Annotated in this window: 15 protein-coding genes; 7 read left to right on the top strand and 8 right to left on the bottom strand. The window is 61.2% G+C overall.

The window, feature by feature from the left end; genetic code table 11:
• Nucleotides 1–92: 92 nt before the first annotated feature.
• Nucleotides 93–2,783 carry an aconitate hydratase AcnA gene (acnA, locus tag FBZ97_RS22270; protein WP_145322016.1) on the bottom strand — a complete coding sequence of 897 codons (2,691 nt, stop codon included), beginning with the start codon at nt 2,781–2,783 and terminating at the stop codon, nt 93–95.
• A 263-nt stretch (nt 2,784–3,046) separates the two neighbouring features.
• Here acnA and ccmA point away from each other — a divergent pair, with 263 nt between their 5' ends.
• The 5 genes from ccmA to FBZ97_RS22245 all read left to right on the top strand — a co-directional run bounded on the left by ccmA (nt 3,047) and on the right by FBZ97_RS22245 (nt 6,323).
• A complete protein-coding gene (gene ccmA, locus FBZ97_RS22265) occupies nt 3,047–3,694 on the top strand; it encodes a heme ABC exporter ATP-binding protein CcmA (RefSeq protein WP_145322113.1) in 648 nt (215 codons plus the stop codon).
• Nucleotides 3,695–3,941: 247 nt separating this feature from the next.
• On the top strand, nt 3,942–4,601 hold the full coding sequence (gene ccmB / locus FBZ97_RS22260; protein ID WP_145322014.1) for a heme exporter protein CcmB: 660 nt from the start codon (nt 3,942–3,944) through the stop codon (nt 4,599–4,601).
• Between the two features lie 180 nt (nt 4,602–4,781).
• Nucleotides 4,782–5,540 (top strand): heme ABC transporter permease, encoded by a 759-nt coding sequence (locus tag FBZ97_RS22255; protein ID WP_145322012.1) that lies wholly within the window; start codon nt 4,782–4,784, stop codon nt 5,538–5,540.
• A 1-nt stretch (nt 5,541) separates the two neighbouring features.
• Nucleotides 5,542–5,715 carry a heme exporter protein CcmD gene (ccmD, locus tag FBZ97_RS22250; protein WP_145322009.1) on the top strand — a complete coding sequence of 58 codons (174 nt, stop codon included), beginning with the start codon at nt 5,542–5,544 and terminating at the stop codon, nt 5,713–5,715.
• A complete protein-coding gene (locus FBZ97_RS22245) occupies nt 5,712–6,323 on the top strand; it encodes a DsbE family thiol:disulfide interchange protein (protein ID WP_145322006.1) in 612 nt (203 codons plus the stop codon). Before ccmD ends, FBZ97_RS22245 begins: the two co-directional genes overlap by 4 nt.
• A gap of 261 nt (nt 6,324–6,584) precedes the next feature.
• Here FBZ97_RS22245 and FBZ97_RS22240 read toward each other — a convergent pair whose 3' ends face one another.
• Genes FBZ97_RS22240 through dapF form a run of 5 tightly spaced genes read right to left on the bottom strand, consistent with a single transcriptional unit; the run spans nt 6,585 to nt 11,648 of the window.
• Nucleotides 6,585–7,175: a DUF2585 domain-containing protein gene (locus tag FBZ97_RS22240; protein ID WP_145322004.1), complete on the bottom strand. Its 591-nt coding sequence runs from the start codon at nt 7,173–7,175 to the stop codon at nt 6,585–6,587.
• A complete protein-coding gene (locus FBZ97_RS22235; RefSeq protein ID WP_113354354.1) occupies nt 7,172–7,891 on the bottom strand; it encodes a septation protein A in 720 nt (239 codons plus the stop codon). The genes FBZ97_RS22240 and FBZ97_RS22235 overlap by 4 nt, the downstream gene beginning before the upstream one ends.
• The gene (ftsY, locus tag FBZ97_RS22230; RefSeq protein ID WP_145322002.1) at nt 7,888–9,453 is read right to left on the bottom strand and encodes a signal recognition particle-docking protein FtsY; all 1,566 of its coding nucleotides are present in this window, start codon (nt 9,451–9,453) and stop codon (nt 7,888–7,890) included. Before ftsY ends, FBZ97_RS22235 begins: the two co-directional genes overlap by 4 nt.
• A gap of 18 nt (nt 9,454–9,471) precedes the next feature.
• A complete protein-coding gene (gene mtaB, locus FBZ97_RS22225; RefSeq protein WP_145322000.1) occupies nt 9,472–10,746 on the bottom strand; it encodes a tRNA (N(6)-L-threonylcarbamoyladenosine(37)-C(2))-methylthiotransferase MtaB in 1,275 nt (424 codons plus the stop codon).
• Entirely contained in the window at nt 10,743–11,648 is a 906-nt protein-coding gene (dapF, locus tag FBZ97_RS22220) for a diaminopimelate epimerase (protein WP_145321998.1), read from the bottom strand. The genes mtaB and dapF overlap by 4 nt, the downstream gene beginning before the upstream one ends.
• A gap of 430 nt (nt 11,649–12,078) precedes the next feature.
• Between dapF and FBZ97_RS22215 the strand changes: the two genes are divergently transcribed.
• Entirely contained in the window at nt 12,079–12,522 is a 444-nt protein-coding gene (locus FBZ97_RS22215; RefSeq protein WP_186449531.1) for an SRPBCC family protein, read from the top strand.
• A gap of 227 nt (nt 12,523–12,749) precedes the next feature.
• Here the strand turns inward: FBZ97_RS22215 and FBZ97_RS22210 are convergent, their stop codons facing one another.
• Together FBZ97_RS22210 and FBZ97_RS22205 are read right to left on the bottom strand one after the other, a co-directional pair.
• The gene (locus FBZ97_RS22210) at nt 12,750–13,766 is read right to left on the bottom strand and encodes an MBL fold metallo-hydrolase (protein WP_145321994.1); all 1,017 of its coding nucleotides are present in this window, start codon (nt 13,764–13,766) and stop codon (nt 12,750–12,752) included.
• A complete protein-coding gene (locus FBZ97_RS22205; protein ID WP_145321992.1) occupies nt 13,763–14,752 on the bottom strand; it encodes a hypothetical protein in 990 nt (329 codons plus the stop codon). Before FBZ97_RS22205 ends, FBZ97_RS22210 begins: the two co-directional genes overlap by 4 nt.
• 377 nt (nt 14,753–15,129) lie before the next feature.
• On the opposite strand from FBZ97_RS22205, the gene ffh reads away from it, so the two are divergent.
• Nucleotides 15,130–16,710 (top strand): signal recognition particle protein, encoded by a 1,581-nt coding sequence (gene ffh / locus FBZ97_RS22195; RefSeq protein ID WP_069614774.1) that lies wholly within the window; start codon nt 15,130–15,132, stop codon nt 16,708–16,710.
• Nucleotides 16,711–16,717 lie beyond the last annotated feature (7 nt).

Here is a 16,717-nt window from a genome sequence, read left to right as displayed (position 1 = left end):
GAGCAGAAGTCTCGCAGTACACATCACCGTGAAAAACAAGAGGCCGCCGGAAGAGTTTTCCGGCGGCCTCCCATAACAGCGTTTAATACCTATCAGGCGGCGAGATCGCGCAGAACGGTCTGCAGGATGCCGCCATTGTTGACGTAGATGACCTCGTCCAGCGTATCGATGCGGCAGAGGATCGGAACATCCTTCACCGACCCGTCGCCATAGGTGATCTTGGCGATCTTGCGCTCGCGCGGCTTGATGTTCTCCAGGCCTTCGATCGTCACGAGTTCGTCGCCCTTCAGGCCGAGGCTTGCCCAGGTGGTGCCTTCCTCGAAGACGAACGGGATGACGCCCATGCCGACGAGGTTCGAACGGTGGATGCGCTCGAAGGACTGGGCGATGACGGCGCGCACGCCGAGCAGGTTCGTGCCCTTGGCAGCCCAGTCGCGCGAAGAGCCGTTGCCGTATTCGACGCCTGCGAAGATGACGAGCGGAACGCCCTCGGCCTTGTACTGCATGGCCGCATCGTAGATCGACGTCTCTTCCTTGGACGGATAATGGATGGTGTAGCCACCTTCCTTGCCGTTCGGGCCGAGCATGTGGTTGCGGATGCGGATGTTGGCAAACGTGCCGCGCATCATGACTTCATGGTTGCCGCGGCGCGTGCCGTACTGGTTGAAGTCGGCAATGCCGACGCCATGGTCGATAAGGTAGGAGCCGGCCGGCGAGGCAGCCTTGATCGAGCCGGCCGGAGAAATATGGTCGGTGGTGATCTTGTCGCCGAAGAGGCCAAGAACGCGCGCGCCCTTGATGTCGGAAACGCCGGCGCCCTTCTTGCCCATGCCCACGAAGTAGGGCGGGTTCTGCACGTAGGTCGAATTGTCGTCCCACGCATAGGTCTGGCCCGGAGGAACCTGCACGGCCTGCCAGTTGGCGTCGCCCTTGAAGACGTCGGCATACTTGGTTTCATAAAGCTCGCGGGTGACGTACTTCTGGATAAACTCCTGAACCTCGTGCGAGGTCGGCCAGATGTCCTTCAGATAGACCGGCTTGCCGTTCTGGTCTTCGCCGATCGGCTCCTTCGTCAGGTCGAGCTGCACCGAGCCGGCGAGCGCGTAGGCGACGACGAGCGGCGGCGAAGCGAGATAGTTCGCCTGGACGTCGGGCGAGATGCGGCCTTCGAAGTTGCGGTTACCGGAGAGGACGCCGGCAACGATCAGGCCCTTGTCGTTGATCGTCTTCGAGATCGGCGCCGGCAGCGGGCCGGAATTGCCGATGCAGGTGGTGCAGCCGAAGCCGACCAGGTTGAAGCCGAGCTTGTCGAGATCGGCCTGCAGGCCGGACTTGGCAAGATATTCGCCGACGACCTGAGATCCCGGCGCCAGCGAGGTCTTGACCCACGGCTTGCTCTTCAGGCCCTTGGCAACGGCGTTGCGGGCCAGAAGGCCGGCAGCGATCAGCACCGACGGGTTGGAGGTATTGGTGCAGGAGGTGATGGCGGCGATGGCAACGTCGCCATGGCCGATATCGAAATCCGTGCCTTCGACCGCATAACGGTTGGAGAGCTGGGCGGGCTTCTTGTATTCGGTTTCCAGCGAGGTCGCGAAGCCGGAAGCGATGTTTTCCAGCGCGATGCGGCCTTCCGGACGCTTCGGACCGGCCATCGACGGCACGACGTCGCCGAGGTCGAGTTCCAGCGTGTCGGTGAAGACGAGATCGGAACCGTCATTGTCGCGCCACATGCCCTGAGCCTTCGAATAGGCTTCGACGAGCGCGATACGGTCCTTGGCGCGGCCGGACATGTTGAGGTAGTTCAGCGTTTCCTTGTCGACCGGGAAGAAGCCGCAGGTCGCACCATATTCCGGACCCATGTTGCCGATGGTGGCGCGGTCGGCGAGCGGCATGTTGTCGAGGCCGGGGCCGAAGAATTCGACGAATTTGGAAACGACGCCCTTCTTACGCAGCATCTGCACGACGGTCAGAACGAGATCGGTCGCGGTAACGCCTTCCTTGAGCTTGCCGGTGAGCTTGAAGCCGATGACTTCAGGCAGCAGCATGGAGACCGGCTGACCGAGCATGGCGGCTTCAGCCTCGATGCCGCCGACACCCCAGCCGAGAACGCCGAGGCCGTTGATCATGGTCGTGTGCGAATCGGTGCCGACGCAGGTGTCGGGATAAGCGATCGTTTCGCCGTCTTCTTCCTTCGTCCAGACGGTCTGGCCGAGATATTCGAGGTTGACCTGGTGACAGATGCCGGTGCCGGGAGGAACGACGCGGAAGTTCTTGAAGGCCTGCTGGCCCCACTTCAGGAAGCGGTAGCGCTCGCCGTTGCGCTGGTATTCCAGCTCGACGTTCTTGGCGAAAGCCTGCGGCGTGCCGAATTCGTCGACGATGACGGAATGGTCGATGACGAGATCGACGGGAACGAGCGGGTTGATCTTTTCCGGATCGCCGCCAAGCGAAACCATCGCGTCGCGCATGGCAGCAAGGTCGACGACGGCCGGAACGCCGGTGAAGTCCTGCATCAGCACGCGCGCCGGGCGATAGGCGATTTCGTTCTCGACGGTGCCCTTGTTGGTCAGCCATTCGGCGACGGCAAGGATATGCTCCTTGGTGACCGACTGCCCGTCTTCAAAACGCAGCAGGTTTTCCAAAAGCACCTTCATGGAGTAAGGCAGCTTGGAAACGCCGGGCAGACCATTGGCTTCAGCCTTGGGAAGGCTGAAATACACATAGTCTTTCCCGCCCACGGTCAGCGTGGAACGACAATTGAAACTGTCAAGAGATTTAGACACGAGATACCCCGTTTCTGATAGCCAACACAGTCGTGCGAACGCCTATGCACTTTATGCACATCAGGATGCGGGTACGGCCATTTCCGCTGTCCGCACGTAAGGTTTAAAACCTTAAGTTCGGCGCAAGGATTGAATTCACGCCGACCGCTGGCGTGGTTGCAGGTCTTATAGATAATTTCGTAAAGACTTGCCAGAGTGACAAAGCGCAATTTTGGACAATTTTTTGCGCGTTGCAGCAACGAAAACGGGGAAAGCCTGAGCGAATGCATCTAAGCGCTGAAAATCTGGCGGCAAGGCGGGGCGAAGACCTGATTTTCTTGAATGTTTCCTTCAACTTGGCGGATGGAGATGCACTCGTTTTAACTGGCCGTAATGGGTCCGGAAAATCAACGCTTCTACGGGTTGTGGCATGCCTTCTGAGGCCGGAAAAAGGCACTATCACATTTACCGGAAATGACGGCGAATCGGGCCGGCCGGCCGGTGAAGCCAGCCACTATCTCGGCCACCGCAATGCGATGAAATCCGAGCTGACGGTGGCCGAAAACCTGACCTTCTGGAAAACATTCCTCGGCGATATGCCAGGCGGCTCCAGCCTGGACGTCGAGGAAGCTGCTGACGCCGTCGGGCTTGCCGGCATCACCCATCTCCCCTTCGGCTATCTCTCCGCCGGCCAGCAGCGGCGAATCGCTTTCGCCAAACTGTTGGTCGCCCACCGCCCGATCTGGATTCTCGACGAACCGACAGCAGCACTGGACAGCTCCGCCGACCAACTCTTCGCCGATCTGATAACAGCCCATCGGAAGAGCGGCGGCATCGTTCTTGCGGCAACGCATCAGCCGCTGGGACTGGAGAATGTGCAGGAGATTCGGATGACGGGGTTTGCGGGGGCGAGTGAGGGGGTGTGGGGATGAAGCCGATGGTGCCGAACTTGCCGAACCTTCGTCACCCCCCTCTGTCACTTCGTGACATCTCCCCCACAAGGGGGGAGATTGTTGGGAGTTTGCGGCATCTGCTTAGAAAACCGTTGAACTCCGTCTCTGCGGATTCGATGTTCGATAAGGGCACGCCCGCGCCGCAAGTTACCGATCTCCCCCCTTGTGGGGGAGATGTCCCGATAGGGACAGAGGGGGGTATCGTGCTCCATACTCGGTGCCATCTATGACCGCCCTCTTCCTCCGCGACCTCAGACTTTCCGTGCGCGCCGGCGGCGGGGCGTTGATCGGCATTCTCTTCTTCCTCACCGTCGTCGCCGTCATCCCCTTCGGTGTCGGGCCTGACCTCAAACTTCTCTCGCGCATTGGCCCGGCCATCGTCTGGATCGGCGCGCTGCTCGCAAGCCTGCTCGGCCTTGATCGGCTGTTCCAGGCTGAGCGCGACGACGGTTCGCTCGATCTGCTCGTCATGCAGGAAACACCGCTGGTATTGACGGTCTTCATCAAATGCGCGGCACATTGGGTGGCGACAGGCCTGCCGCTCGTCATCGCCTCGCCGCTGCTCGGCCTCTTTATGAATATGAACGAGACGGCAATCGGGGCGACGGCGCTGACGCTGCTCGTCGGCTCGCCAGCGATCACCTTCGTCGGCGCGGTCGGTGCTGCGGTCGCCGTGGCGTTGCCGCGCGGCGGGCTGCTCGTCTCCATTCTCGTGCTGCCGCTCACCATTCCCGTGCTGATCTTCGGCGTCAGCGCCACCTATGCCGCCGTCGAAGGGCCGCAGCCGTTCCTGCCGCCCTTCCTGATCCTGATCGCGCTCACCTTGTTCTTCGCCGTCCTCGGCCCGGCCGCTGCTGCTCTTGCCCTGCGGAACACGACTGATTGATCAGAGCAATTCCAGGAAAAGTGCGAAGCGGTTTTCCGTCCGGAATTGCGTAAATACAAAAGGATGGAGCGTTTTCGCGTTTCGAAGAAAAGCGGAAAGGCTCTAACGGAGATACTGTTTCGTCCATCCGGGACAATGCGGTCGATTGCCGGAAATGCCATATCGGGTTAAACAAGCCGCATGAGCGATATCACTGCGATCAGCCGATTTTCCGACCTTGCCAATCCCACGCGGTTCCTGGCTTTCTCGGCGCGTCTCATTCCCTGGCTGGCCGCCATCTCGGCCGTGCTCTTCGCGATCGGTCTCTATCTCTCCTTTACGACCGAGGGCGATTACCAGCAGGGCGATACCGTCCGCATCATGTATATCCACGTTCCGGCCGCCTGGCTGTCGATGATGTGCTATACGATCATGAGCATGTCGGCGATCGGCACGCTCGTCTGGCGGCATCCACTGGCCGATGTCGCCGGCAAGACGGCGGCCCCGCTCGGCGCCGCCTTCACGCTGATCGCGCTGGTCACTGGTTCGCTCTGGGGCAAGCCGATGTGGGGCACCTATTGGGTCTGGGATGCGCGTCTGACCTCGGTCTTCATCCTCTTCCTGATGTATCTCGGCCTGATCGCGCTGAACCGCGCCATGGACGACCCATCAAAAGCTGCTCGCGTCGCCTCGATCCTGACACTGGTCGGCTTCATCAATATTCCGATCATCAAATTCTCCGTGGACTGGTGGAACACGCTGCATCAGTCGGAAAGCATCATGCGCATGGATGGCCCGGCCATCGCCGCGGAATTCCTCTGGCCGCTCTTCACCATGGCGCTCGCCTTCACGCTGCTGTTCTTCACGCTGCACCTGATGGCGATCCGCAACGAAATCTGGCGTCGCCGCATCGCCACGCAGCGCCGCATGGCCGCGCGCATGGCAGGCCGGGAGGGCTAGAATGACGCATCCCTTCTATGTCTTCGGCTCCTATGGCTTTGCGGCGGTCGTCGTGCTCGCTCTTATCGCTTGGATCTGGATCGACGGACGCCTGCGACGTCGCGAGCTCGCCGCATTGGAAGCCTCCGGCCTCCGCCGCCGCTCGCAGCGCGCGGCCGAAAGCGAGACGAAATGACCGCGGATGCCGATAACAAGGATCAGCCGAAATCGAGCGGCACCGCGCGCTATCTGCTGGCGCTGATCCCGCTGATCGTCTTTGCCTGCATCGCCTTCGCCGTCGGCAAGGTCATGTACGATCAGGAAGTGCACGGCACTGATATATCGGCCATTCCCTCAGCCCTGATCGGCACCAAGGCGCCGAAGCTCGCGCTCCCACCTCTCGAAGGCTCCAACCTACCGGCGCTCACCGACGACGCCATCAAGGGCAAGCTGACGCTCGTCAACGTCTTCGCCTCATGGTGCGTCCCCTGCCGCGACGAGCATCCGGTGCTGAAGGAGCTCGCCAAGGGCGGTCAGCTCAACATCGTGGCGATCAATTATAAGGATACGAGCGAGAACGCCCTTCGCTTCCTCGGCGAACTCGGCAACCCTTATAACGCCATCGGTATCGACCCGAACGGCTCCGCCGCCATCGACTGGGGCGTCTACGGCATTCCGGAATCCTACCTCGTCTCCTCAGACGGCACGATCCTCTACAAACAAGTCGGCCCGTTCACGCCGACAAGTTTGAAAGAAGGGCTTTATCCGGCCATAGCCAAGGCGCAGGGGAAGCCGGCGTCTTAAACGTCCAGGACTTCACCACCCGCCCTCGTGGTTCGAGGCTCCAGCCCCCTTCGACAAGCTCAGGGTGCTTCCGCACCTCACCATGAGGGCTAATCTCCCTGGCTATCCAGAGATCACCCATATCACAGGGCGGTTAGGCCGGCGGCCAATCGCCGCGAAAACCACTCCACCTCATGGTGAGGTGCCCTATCGCCGAAGCATAGCGCAAGCAATAGGGCCTCGAAGCACGAGGTGGCCACAGGGCCAGCTTTAAAAACTCTCTTAAATCCCACCCTGCCACGTCTTGATCGCCTCGACCGGCCAGACCAGCATCAGCACGTTGAGCGTCAGATTATCGCGGATCAAATATCCGGTGAGCAGCTCAAAGAAGATGGCGATGGCGACCGTCACCAGCACCGGTGCGCGCCAGGCAAACAGGAAGCCGACCACCATGAACACGGCATCCATCGACGAGTTGAGGATGCTGTCGCCGACATAGTCGAGCGAGATCGTCGCGGCGCGATAGCGGTTGATGATGATCGGGGAATTTTCCAGGATCTCCCAGCCGGATTCGATCAGCATGGCAACGAAGAGCCGCATCGACAGCGGCTTGCCGCGCATGATCAGATGCGTGAGACCGAAGAAGAGGAAACCGTGGATGATGTGCGACGGCGTATACCAGTCGGCGATGTGCTGCGAATTGCCGCTGGATTTCACCACCGGCTCGAAAAGCTTCACGTAGCCGCAGGTGCAGATCGGCACACGGCCCATCATGTATTCGGTGACGATCTGCACGAGCAGAACGACAACGCAGGCGATGAACCAGAAGCTCTGTTGCCGATAGCGGCTTTGGGCGTCGATGGCTTCGCTCATTTACCGTTTTCCACCGGCGGCTCGACCGTGTGCTTCATGATCAGCGGCATCTGCGACAGCGTGAAGAGGATGGTGATCGGCATCGTTCCCCAGACCTTGAAGTTCACCCAGAGATTATCCGCCGCCTTGGTGTCCGGAAGATAAAGCCAGTTCGAGCCGCGCCAGACGACTTCGTTGAGCACGGCGAGAACGAAGAAGAAGATACCCCAGCGCAACGTCAACTTGCGCCAGCCCTCGGCATCGAGCTGGAAGGCGGCATTGAAGACATAGCCGAGCAGCGACTTGCCGAAGGCAAGTCCGCCGAGCAGCACGACACCGAACAGTGCATTGACGATGGTCGGCTTCATCTTGATAAAGGTTTCGTTCTGAAGGTAGATGCCGAGCGCGCCGAAAATCAGCACCACGATGCCGGAGACGAAGGGCATCAGCGGCAGATGGCCGAGCATGACCTTCGAAACGATGAGCGAGATCACCGTCGCTGCCATGAACAGGCCGGTGGCGACGAAGAGCGGGCCGCCGAGCGCCGCCAGCTGCGGAAAATGCTGCGCCAGCCACTCGCCGCGCAGATTGCCGAAGAAGAACACCAGCAAAGGCCCGAGTTCCAGCACCAGCTTCAGCATCGGATGATGCCTGTCGGCGGCACTTGGGGTGAGATCGCTGTCGCTGGTCGTCATTGCGGCACTTTCCCTGTCATCAAACTTGTTCTTGTCATTCATTGGCTGTTTACAGCCCCCGTACCGGCAATGGCATGAGCAAAATCCTCGGCTTCGAACGGCTCGAGATCGTCTACACCTTCGCCGACGCCGATGAAATAGACCGGCAGCTTATGCTTGGCCGAGATGGCAACAAGGATGCCGCCGCGCGCCGTGCCGTCGAGCTTGGTCATGATTAGCCCGTTCACACCGGCAACATTGCGGAAGATTTCCACCTGGTTCAAGGCGTTCTGGCCGGTGGTCGCATCCAGCGTCTGCAGAACCGTATGCGGCGCATCTGGATCGAGCTTGCCGAGGACGCGCACGATCTTTTCGAGCTCCGCCATCAGCTCCGCCTTGTTCTGCAGGCGTCCGGCGGTATCGATGATCAGCACATCGCTCTTGTTGGCCTTGGCCTGCTGAAAGGCATCGAAGGCGAGGCCTGCAGCGTCTGCGCCGAGCTTGGTGCCGATGAAGTCCGATTTCGTGCGCTCAGCCCAGATCTTCAATTGCTCGATCGCAGCGGCGCGGAACGTATCGCCGGCAGCCAGCGTGACCTTCAGCCCTGCACCGGAGAGCTTTGCGGCCAGCTTGCCGATCGTCGTCGTCTTACCGGTACCGTTGACGCCGACGACGAGGATCACATGTGGCTTGTGGCTGAGATCGAGCTGCAACGGCTTGGCAACCGGCTTCAGCACCTTGGCGATTTCCTGCGCCATGATGCGACCGACATCTTCGCCCGTCACATCCTTGCCGTAGCGTTCGGAGGCCAGCGTATCCGTGACACGCATCGCCGTTTCAACGCCGAGATCGGCCTGGATCAGCAGATCCTCCAGATCCTGCAGCGTCTGATCGTCGAGCTTGCGCTTGGTAAAGAGAGCCGCGATCTGGCCGGTCAGCTGCGACGAGGTGCGCGCAAGCCCGGCGCGCAGGCGCTGGAACCAGGAAAGTTTTTGTTTTGGGGTTTCCGGGGTGGGTATAGGGGCGGAGGCGGCGGTCGAGAAGCCTTTGGGGAGGATGGGGGCTTCGACCGAGGGTTCGCTGCTTTCGGATGAGGGTTCCGGGGAGGCCTCGGTTTCTATGCTTTCCGACGAAGATTTCGAGTTCGTCGGAACCTCCTCACCCCCCTCTGTCCTGTCGGACATCTCCCCCACAAGGGGGGAGATTGGTTCGTTGGGGCGCTCTTCCGAAATTACATTCGCTTCAGGATCGGCAGGTTGCTCCGGTTCGATCGCCTGAAGATCGTCGTGCTGTTCTTCCGACTCGGATTCGAGGGAACGGGCAGCTTCAGCGGCCTCAATCTCTTTCGCGTCGGAAACATCTGCCTGGCTTTCATCCCTTTCTTCCTGCTCAGCCGGCGCGGCATCCTCCAACCGATCTTCCCCTTCGTGGGGGAGATGTCCCAAAGGGACAGAGGGGAGCGACGCAATCTCCGCAGGTTCTGAAGCCGACGAAACATCTATAGCAGGCGCTTCCTGCTCTACAACAGGCACCTCAGCCTTCTGAGAATCCTCCGCAGGCGCCTGCTCCTCAGCCGGCTTCTCACGGCCGAAGGTGAAGACTTTTTTGATGAAACCGAGCGCCATGAAGTGTCCGTTGAAGTATTAAGCCGCGTCGGCGGCCAGAAGTTGCATGTCGAGATGCTTGCCATTGTGGCCGGTGATTGCGGCCTGCACAAGGTCGCGCGGGCGAAGGCCGGGGGCGGCGACAAGCGTGAAGTTCTCCGTATGCGCCAGTCCGCCATTCTCCACAAGCAGCCATTGCCGCGTGCCGACCATCTTGTCGAGATGAGCCTTGTGCAATTTCTGCCCGGCCTCGCGCAGACGGGCGGCGCGCTCCTTGATCACGCCGCGATCGAGCTGCGGCATGCGGGCGGCCGGCGTGCCGGGGCGCGGGCTGTAAGGGAAGACGTGCAGATGCGCGATACCGGCCTCTTGCGCCAAGCCGATAGCATTGACAAACATCTCTTCCGTCTCGGTCGGAAAGCCGGCGATCATGTCGGCGCCGAAGCTCGTCTCGGGGCGCAGGCGGCGCACATCCTCGATGAAACGCACGGCGTCAGCGCGCGAGTGCCGCCGCTTCATGCGCTTGAGGATCATGTCGTCACCATGCTGCAATGAGAGATGCAGATGCGGCATGAAGCGCGGCTCGTCGGCGATGAGATCCATCAGGTGCTGGTCGGCCTCGATGCTGTCGATGGAGGAGAGACGCAGCCGGCGGATCTCCGGAATCTGCTTCAGCAGCGTCTTCGCAAGCAGGCCGAGCGTCGGCGTTCCCGGCAGGTCGGCGCCATAGCTCGTCGCATCGACGCCGGTCAGCACGATCTCGCGATAGCCGCTTTCGACCAGCTTACGGGCTTGATCGACCACAGCACCCATCGGCACCGAACGCGAATTGCCCCGGCCATAGGGAATGATGCAGAAGGTGCAGCGGTGATCGCAGCCGTTCTGCACCTGGATGAAGGCGCGCACATGGCCATCGATATGGCGGATCATCTGCGGCGCGGTCGCCCGCACGCTCATGATGTCGTTGACGCGCAGCTTCTCTTCGGCCGACACACCGAAATCCGGAAGCGCTCGGTAGGAGGCGCTCTTCAGCTTCTCCTCGTTGCCGAGCACGGCATCGACTTCGGCCATCTCGGCGAAAGTCTGCTTCTCGGTCTGCGCGGCGCAGCCGGTGACGATGATGCGGGCATGTGGATTATCGCGGCGCGCGCGGCGGATTGCCTGCCGCGCCTGGCGCACGGCCTCGCCCGTCACGGCGCAGGTATTGACCAGAATGGCATTGTTGAGCCCGGCTTTCTCCGCCTCGGCCCTCATCACTTCGGATTCATAGGTATTGAGACGACAGCCGAAGGTAATGACCTCGACCCCGCTCACCGCGCCTGAGCCCCCTGCTCCGCATCGCGTGAGAAGCTGCCAGTGACCGGATCGACGGTGCCGGACCACTCCCATTCGGCAGGCCCGGTCATGACGACATGGTCGTTACTGTCTAGCCATTCGATGGTGAGCTTGCCGGGAGCGGGCGCGGAGGCGACCTCGATCGTCACCTTGCGGCCGGTGCGGCCGGTGCGCGCGGCGCTGACAGCGGCAGCACAAGCGGCCGAACCGCAGGCAAGTGTCAGGCCGGCGCCGCGTTCCCAGGTGCGGGTACGCAGCGAAGACGGGGACAGCACCTGTGCGAGCGTGATATTGGCGCGCTCGGGAAACATCGGGTGGTTTTCGAGCAGCGGGCCGAAACGATCGAGATCGAAGGACATCGGGTCCTTGTCGACCCAGAAAATCGCATGCGGATTGCCCATCGACATCGCCGAAGGCGAATGCAGGACCGGATTATCGATCGGCCCGATCTGCAGCTCGATGCGGCTGGTATCGGAAAATTCCTCGGCAAGCGGGATCTTGTCCCAGTCAAAAACGGGCGTGCCCATATCGACCGAGATCGTGCCGTCCTCATGCTCTCTGGCATTGAGGATTCCGGCGACGGTCTGGAAGGTGAAAACCTTCTTGCCGGTTTCGGCCGCCAGGGCCTGTACGACGCAGCGCGTGCCGTTGCCGCAAGCCTGCGCTTTCGTGCCGTCGCAGTTCAGGATGTCGATCCAGGCATCGGTGCCCTGCAACTTCGGATCATGGATCGCCATGATCTGGTCGAACTGGGTCGCCGGATCGGCATTGAGCGCGATCGCCGCTGCAGGCGTCACCACATCCTTGCGGCCGCGCATGTCGACGACCAGGATCTTGTTGCCAAGCCCGTTCATCCTCGCGAATTCGACCGTATTGCTCATAAGATCATTCCTGTTGTCGAGCTGTATATGGCGGAAATGCGGGGGAATTACCAGTGCTGCGTGAAGGACGGCACTTTCAAGATTTACCAGAGTGATCCGGGCCGTCTCTATCCTTCGAGGCTTCGCTCTTCGAGCTCCGCACCTCAGGATGAGGCGGGGTTAACATCGTCGCTGCGCCATGATTTGTGCTGCAGTGCCTAGTTTCCGGAAATGTATGGTCGACACAAGAGATTAGCCCTCATGGTGAGGAGGCCTGCAGGGCCGTCTCGAACCACGAGGGCGGGTGGCTCGTCCTTTGACCACAGCGAAGACCTCACCCAGAAATCTTGACGGAATTCATTTTGAGAAAAAATCATCCATCGATGTCGGATTATCAAAAGCTGCCACGTCCTAGGCTCGTCCACTCCGTCAAACCATAGGGATTATGACCATGCCGAATACCATACGCCTGCATCGCGTCCTGGCCACCAGCCCGGAAAAGGTCTATCGCGCTTTCATCGAAGCCGACGCACTTGCCAAGTGGTTGCCGCCGAATGGCTTTACCTGCAGCGTGCATCACTTCGAAGGGAAAGTCGGCGGCACATTCAAGATGTCGTTCCGCAACTTCACGACGGGCGAGAGTCACTCCTTCGGCGGCGATTTCCGCGAACTGATCCCAGGCGAGCTGGTGCGCTACACCGACAAGTTCGACGACCCAAACCTACCCGGCGAAATGGAAGTGACCGTAACCTTGAAGAAAGTCCTCGTCGGAACCGAGGTCAACATCACCCAGGCCGGCATCCCCGATGCCATTCCGCCCGAGGCCTGCTATCTCGGCTGGCAGGAATCGCTGATCAATCTGGCGAAACTGGTCGAGCCTGAGATCAAGCAGTAAGGTTCGCCGACGCACGACGCAATCCTTCTCCCCTCGGGGAGCAGGGGAATCGCATATGGAGCGGATGAGCACCGGAAGCCCTTCTCCCCTCGGGGAGAAGGTGGCCCGAAGGGTCGGATGAGGGGGGCTATCGATTTGAATTCATGGATTTTCGTGCGTTTGGCAGGCCCCCCTCATCCGCCTGTCGGCACCTTCTCCCCAAGGGGAGAAGGGATATTTGGCGCCCCTCACACGACAGGCACGTCAAAAACTTCGCCAGCCCGGAGCGGGCGAAAGCGATCCGGCTCCACGCCCTCGGCCTTCAGCGCGACATCCAGCGCCTGCACCGGCGCATCGATCCCTTCGTCCGTCAGCTGAAAGGTCGCCAAATGATGACCGGCGACATAGGCTGCATTGCAGAGCTTCATGCCCTTGACTGCTTCTTCTGGATTCTGATGTTGGCCCTTCATGAACCAGCGCGGCTCATAGGCGCCGAACGGCAGGATTGCGAGGCGGAAGCCTCCATGCTTTTGCCGGGCGGCCTCATAATTGATGCCGTCGTGAAAGCCGGTATCACCGACATGGTAGATCTTGCCGGCTGGCGTGTTGAGCACGAATGCCGCCCAGAGCGCCATGCGCCGGTCGCCCATGCCCCGCGCCGACCAGTGATGGCAAGGCTCGGCATCGATGGTTACACCGGCCTTGAGGGCGATACGATCGCCCCAGTCGACAACAGTAATGTCGGCATCGGGAACGGCGCGGCGGATGATCGTGTCGTTGCCGAGCGGTGTCACGATGTCAGGCCGATGCGCCTCATGCAGGCGGGCAAGCGTTGCGACATCGAGGTGATCGTAGTGATTATGCGTCACCAGCACGAGGTCGATATGCGGCAGGTCCTCGAAGCGGATGCCAGGCGGCACCACACGCTTCGGCCCGACGGAGCGGAAGGGGCTCACCCGCTCCGACCAGACCGGGTCAGTCAGAACGTTCAGTCCTGCAATCTGCACCAGCATCGAGGCGTGCCCGACCATAGTCACCCGCATCTGATTGCCGAAGACATGCCGGTCGGGCTTGGCCAGCGGAAAGGCGCTGATGACGGGATTGGGCCAGCGCACCCTCCCGCCGCCGAGCTGCCAGCGCAAAAGATCGAACGCATTGCCGGGCGCGACACCACCAGGATTGAAGAAGCGTTGGCCATCGAAGTGGTCGGATACCGGACCCTGATAGTAGGGGTTTTTCCTAGCCGAGCGGGATGAGCTTGTCATGCCTTGTCCGCTCCTTGCGCGCCCGTCGCTTCGCCGGCCGGCACACCAATCCTGGCGAGCCATTCCTCCACCTCCTGCGTCGTCAGCGCCTCATCGAGCACGACGTTCGCCGGCATTGCGAATAGCTGCGGCGTGAAGAAACTCGTGTCCCACAATGCCGCGCCTGCCACCGGCGGGGAAAGCAGGATGACCTGCCGGCCATCGATGCGCGAAATCGTCTCGACAGAGGCCTCGCCGGAAATGTCGACAAGAGCTGGCTCATCCGGCCGCATCGTCAGATAGCACCACCAAGGCTCGTCATTGCCCTCTTCTGCCACGGTCACGCAGCGCGCCATATCGACAATGAACCTGTTGGGCGTACGGCCGCCCGGCAATCTCTCGCCGAAGGCTGCCTGGATAAGCGTGAACAGATGAAAGCAATTGACGATATTCTCATACCGCAGACGAAAGCCCTGGCGGCTCGGTAGATGCAGCACCAGCAGATCGTCGCTGCGGCTCAACAGCACCTGACGGACCCAGGCGGCACCCGGCGTATAATCCTGCAGTTCGGCAAGCTGCGCCATCAGCGCCTTGTCGCCAGCCGCAAGCTTACGCTGCTCCGGCATGCCGGAAAGATGCGAAACCGCCGATTGGCCAAGCAGCTGAAATGCATCCAGCAGCTGCCTTTGCCGCGGGCTCAGCTCCTTGCGGCCGGCAAAGCCGCGATGGATCTGCGGCAGCCAGGCCAGATAAAGCTCCCATACGGCCGGACCACTGCGCTCGACCGCCCCGCCCTTCTCGACGATGGTGCCGAGCATATTGGCAAGGATCGCAGCACCCGGTGGCGGCAGGCGGCCAAGCTCGCGCGCCGCCCGCGCCGCGATCTTCGGCTGGGCCGCGGCACTCGCGTAGAAGGCCTGCGCAACGGCGTTGAAACGGGCGTCGACCCGGCCACCGGTATAGTTTCGGCAGGCAGCGAGGAGATCGGTGAGAGCTGCATCATTCATTCGGAACGGTCTCGGGGAATCACTTGACGGCTGGGATCGATACAACAATTTGAAAATGGTAATACGGTCAAATCGACATCGATATAGTGATGTCATCCGTGCATTTCAGGCATTTCGGCCGCATTGGGTTGACTTTGCCGGCCTTTTCCTGTTTATCGCCTGCAATCTGCGACGAGCACAAGCCTCCGAGCCACCGACCGGGACCCATTAAGGTATAAAGAGATCCCGGAGGTCAACACCCGACAGCGCGATGCGCCCTCGGGTGCTTTTTGGCTTTGCGTCTTGTTTTCGTCATGGAAAAGCACGACGTTTTCGGGCGAGGAACCGCGCAAACTTGCGCCAAGTCCAAATCCCAAGCGATCGATAAGGAAGAAACGATGTTTGAAAACCTCCAGGACCGTCTTGGTTCCATTCTGAATGGACTGACAGGCCGCGGCGCGCTTTCGGAAGCCGATGTTTCCGCAGCACTGCGCGAGGTTCGCCGCGCGCTGCTCGAAGCCGACGTGGCGCTGGATGTCGTACGCTCCTTTACCGATCGCGTTCGCGAAAAGGCCGTCGGCGCCGAAATCCTGAAGTCGATCAAGCCCGGTCAGATGGTCGTCAAGATCGTCCATGACGAGCTGATCGAGATGCTCGGCGGCGAAGGCGTTGGCATCGACCTGAATGCCCCGGCGCCGGTCGTCGTCATGATGGTCGGCCTGCAGGGCTCCGGTAAGACCACCACGACCGCCAAGATCGCCAACCGCCTGACGAGCCGCGACCGCAAGAAGGTCTTGATGGCCTCGCTGGACACGCGCCGTCCGGCCGCGCAGGAGCAGCTGCGCCAGCTCGGTGTGCAGACGGGCATCGACACGCTACCGATCATCGCGGGCCAGTCGCCGACCGATATTGCCGCGCGCGCCGTGCAGGCCGCCAAGCTCGGCGGCCATGACGTCGTCATCCTCGACACCGCCGGCCGTACGCATATCGACGAGCCGCTCATGGTCGAGATGGCGGATATCAAGAAGAAATCCAATCCGCACGAAATCCTGCTGGTCGCCGATAGCTTGACCGGTCAAGACGCCGTCAATCTCGCCCGCAATTTCGACGAGCGCGTCGGGATTACCGGCCTCGTGCTGACCCGCATGGACGGCGACGGCCGCGGTGGTGCCGCCCTTTCGATGCGCGCCGTGACCGGCAAGCCGATCAAGCTGATCGGCGTCGGCGAAAAGATGGGCGAGCTGGAGGAATTCCATCCTCGCCGTATCGCCGACCGCATCCTCGGCATGGGCGACATCGTCTCCCTCGTCGAGAAGGCTGCCGAGAATATCGACGCCGAGAAGGCAGCCGCAATGGCTGCCAAGATGGCCAAGGGCAAGTTCGACCTCAACGATCTCGCCGATCAGCTCCAGCAGATGCAGAAGATGGGCGGCATGGGCGGTATCATGGGCCTGATGCCCGGCATGTCCGGCATGAAGGACAAGATGGCTGCCGCCGGCCTCGACGACCGCCTGTTCAAACGCCAGCTCGCCATCATCTCCTCGATGACCAAGGCCGAGCGCGCCAATCCGGATCTCCTCAAGCATTCCCGCAAGAAGCGCATCGCCGCCGGTTCCGGCACCGACGCCTCCGACATCAACAAGCTTCTGAAGATGCACCGCCAGATGGCCGACATGATGAAGATGATGGGCGGCAAGGGCAAAGGCGGCATGATGAAGCAGCTGATGGGCGGCCTTGCCGGCAAGATGGGCCTCGGCGGCGGTATGGGTGGGATGCCCGACCTGTCGAACATGGACCCTAAGCAGCTCGAAGCCCTGCAGAAGCAGGCCGAAGCGGCAGGCCTCGGCCGTCCCGGCGGCCTGCCGGGTGGTTTACCTGGCCTGGGCGGCGGGGGCGGTTTGCCGGGCCTCGGTGGCGCCAAGCTGCCTGGCCTTGGCGGTGGTTTCCCGGGCCTTCCCGGTTTGCCGAAAAAGAAGTGAGAGGGAT

Origin of the sequence: Rhizobium sp. ERR 942 (assembly GCF_007828395.1) — a bacterium.
GTDB lineage: Bacteria > Pseudomonadota > Alphaproteobacteria > Rhizobiales > Rhizobiaceae > Rhizobium > Rhizobium dioscoreae.
Note: the sequence above shows the minus strand (reverse complement) of the source record. Positions and strands in the feature narration are given on the sequence as shown.

Coding starts and splice junctions, on each gene's coding strand:
- ccmA (WP_145322113.1), top strand. CDS start 3,047: ATGCATCTAAGCGCTGAAAATCTGGCGGCAAGGCGGGGCGAAGACCTG.
- ccmB (WP_145322014.1), top strand. CDS start 3,942: ATGACCGCCCTCTTCCTCCGCGACCTCAGACTTTCCGTGCGCGCCGGC.
- FBZ97_RS22255 (WP_145322012.1), top strand. CDS start 4,782: ATGAGCGATATCACTGCGATCAGCCGATTTTCCGACCTTGCCAATCCC.
- ccmD (WP_145322009.1), top strand. CDS start 5,542: ATGACGCATCCCTTCTATGTCTTCGGCTCCTATGGCTTTGCGGCGGTC.
- FBZ97_RS22245 (WP_145322006.1), top strand. CDS start 5,712: ATGACCGCGGATGCCGATAACAAGGATCAGCCGAAATCGAGCGGCACC.
- FBZ97_RS22240 (WP_145322004.1), bottom strand. CDS start 7,175: ATGAGCGAAGCCATCGACGCCCAAAGCCGCTATCGGCAACAGAGCTTC.
- FBZ97_RS22235 (WP_113354354.1), bottom strand. CDS start 7,891: ATGAATGACAAGAACAAGTTTGATGACAGGGAAAGTGCCGCAATGACG.
- ftsY (WP_145322002.1), bottom strand. CDS start 9,453: ATGGCGCTCGGTTTCATCAAAAAAGTCTTCACCTTCGGCCGTGAGAAG.
- dapF (WP_145321998.1), bottom strand. CDS start 11,648: ATGAGCAATACGGTCGAATTCGCGAGGATGAACGGGCTTGGCAACAAG.
- FBZ97_RS22215 (WP_186449531.1), top strand. CDS start 12,079: ATGCCGAATACCATACGCCTGCATCGCGTCCTGGCCACCAGCCCGGAA.
- FBZ97_RS22210 (WP_145321994.1), bottom strand. CDS start 13,766: ATGACAAGCTCATCCCGCTCGGCTAGGAAAAACCCCTACTATCAGGGT.
- FBZ97_RS22205 (WP_145321992.1), bottom strand. CDS start 14,752: ATGAATGATGCAGCTCTCACCGATCTCCTCGCTGCCTGCCGAAACTAT.
- ffh (WP_069614774.1), top strand. CDS start 15,130: ATGTTTGAAAACCTCCAGGACCGTCTTGGTTCCATTCTGAATGGACTG.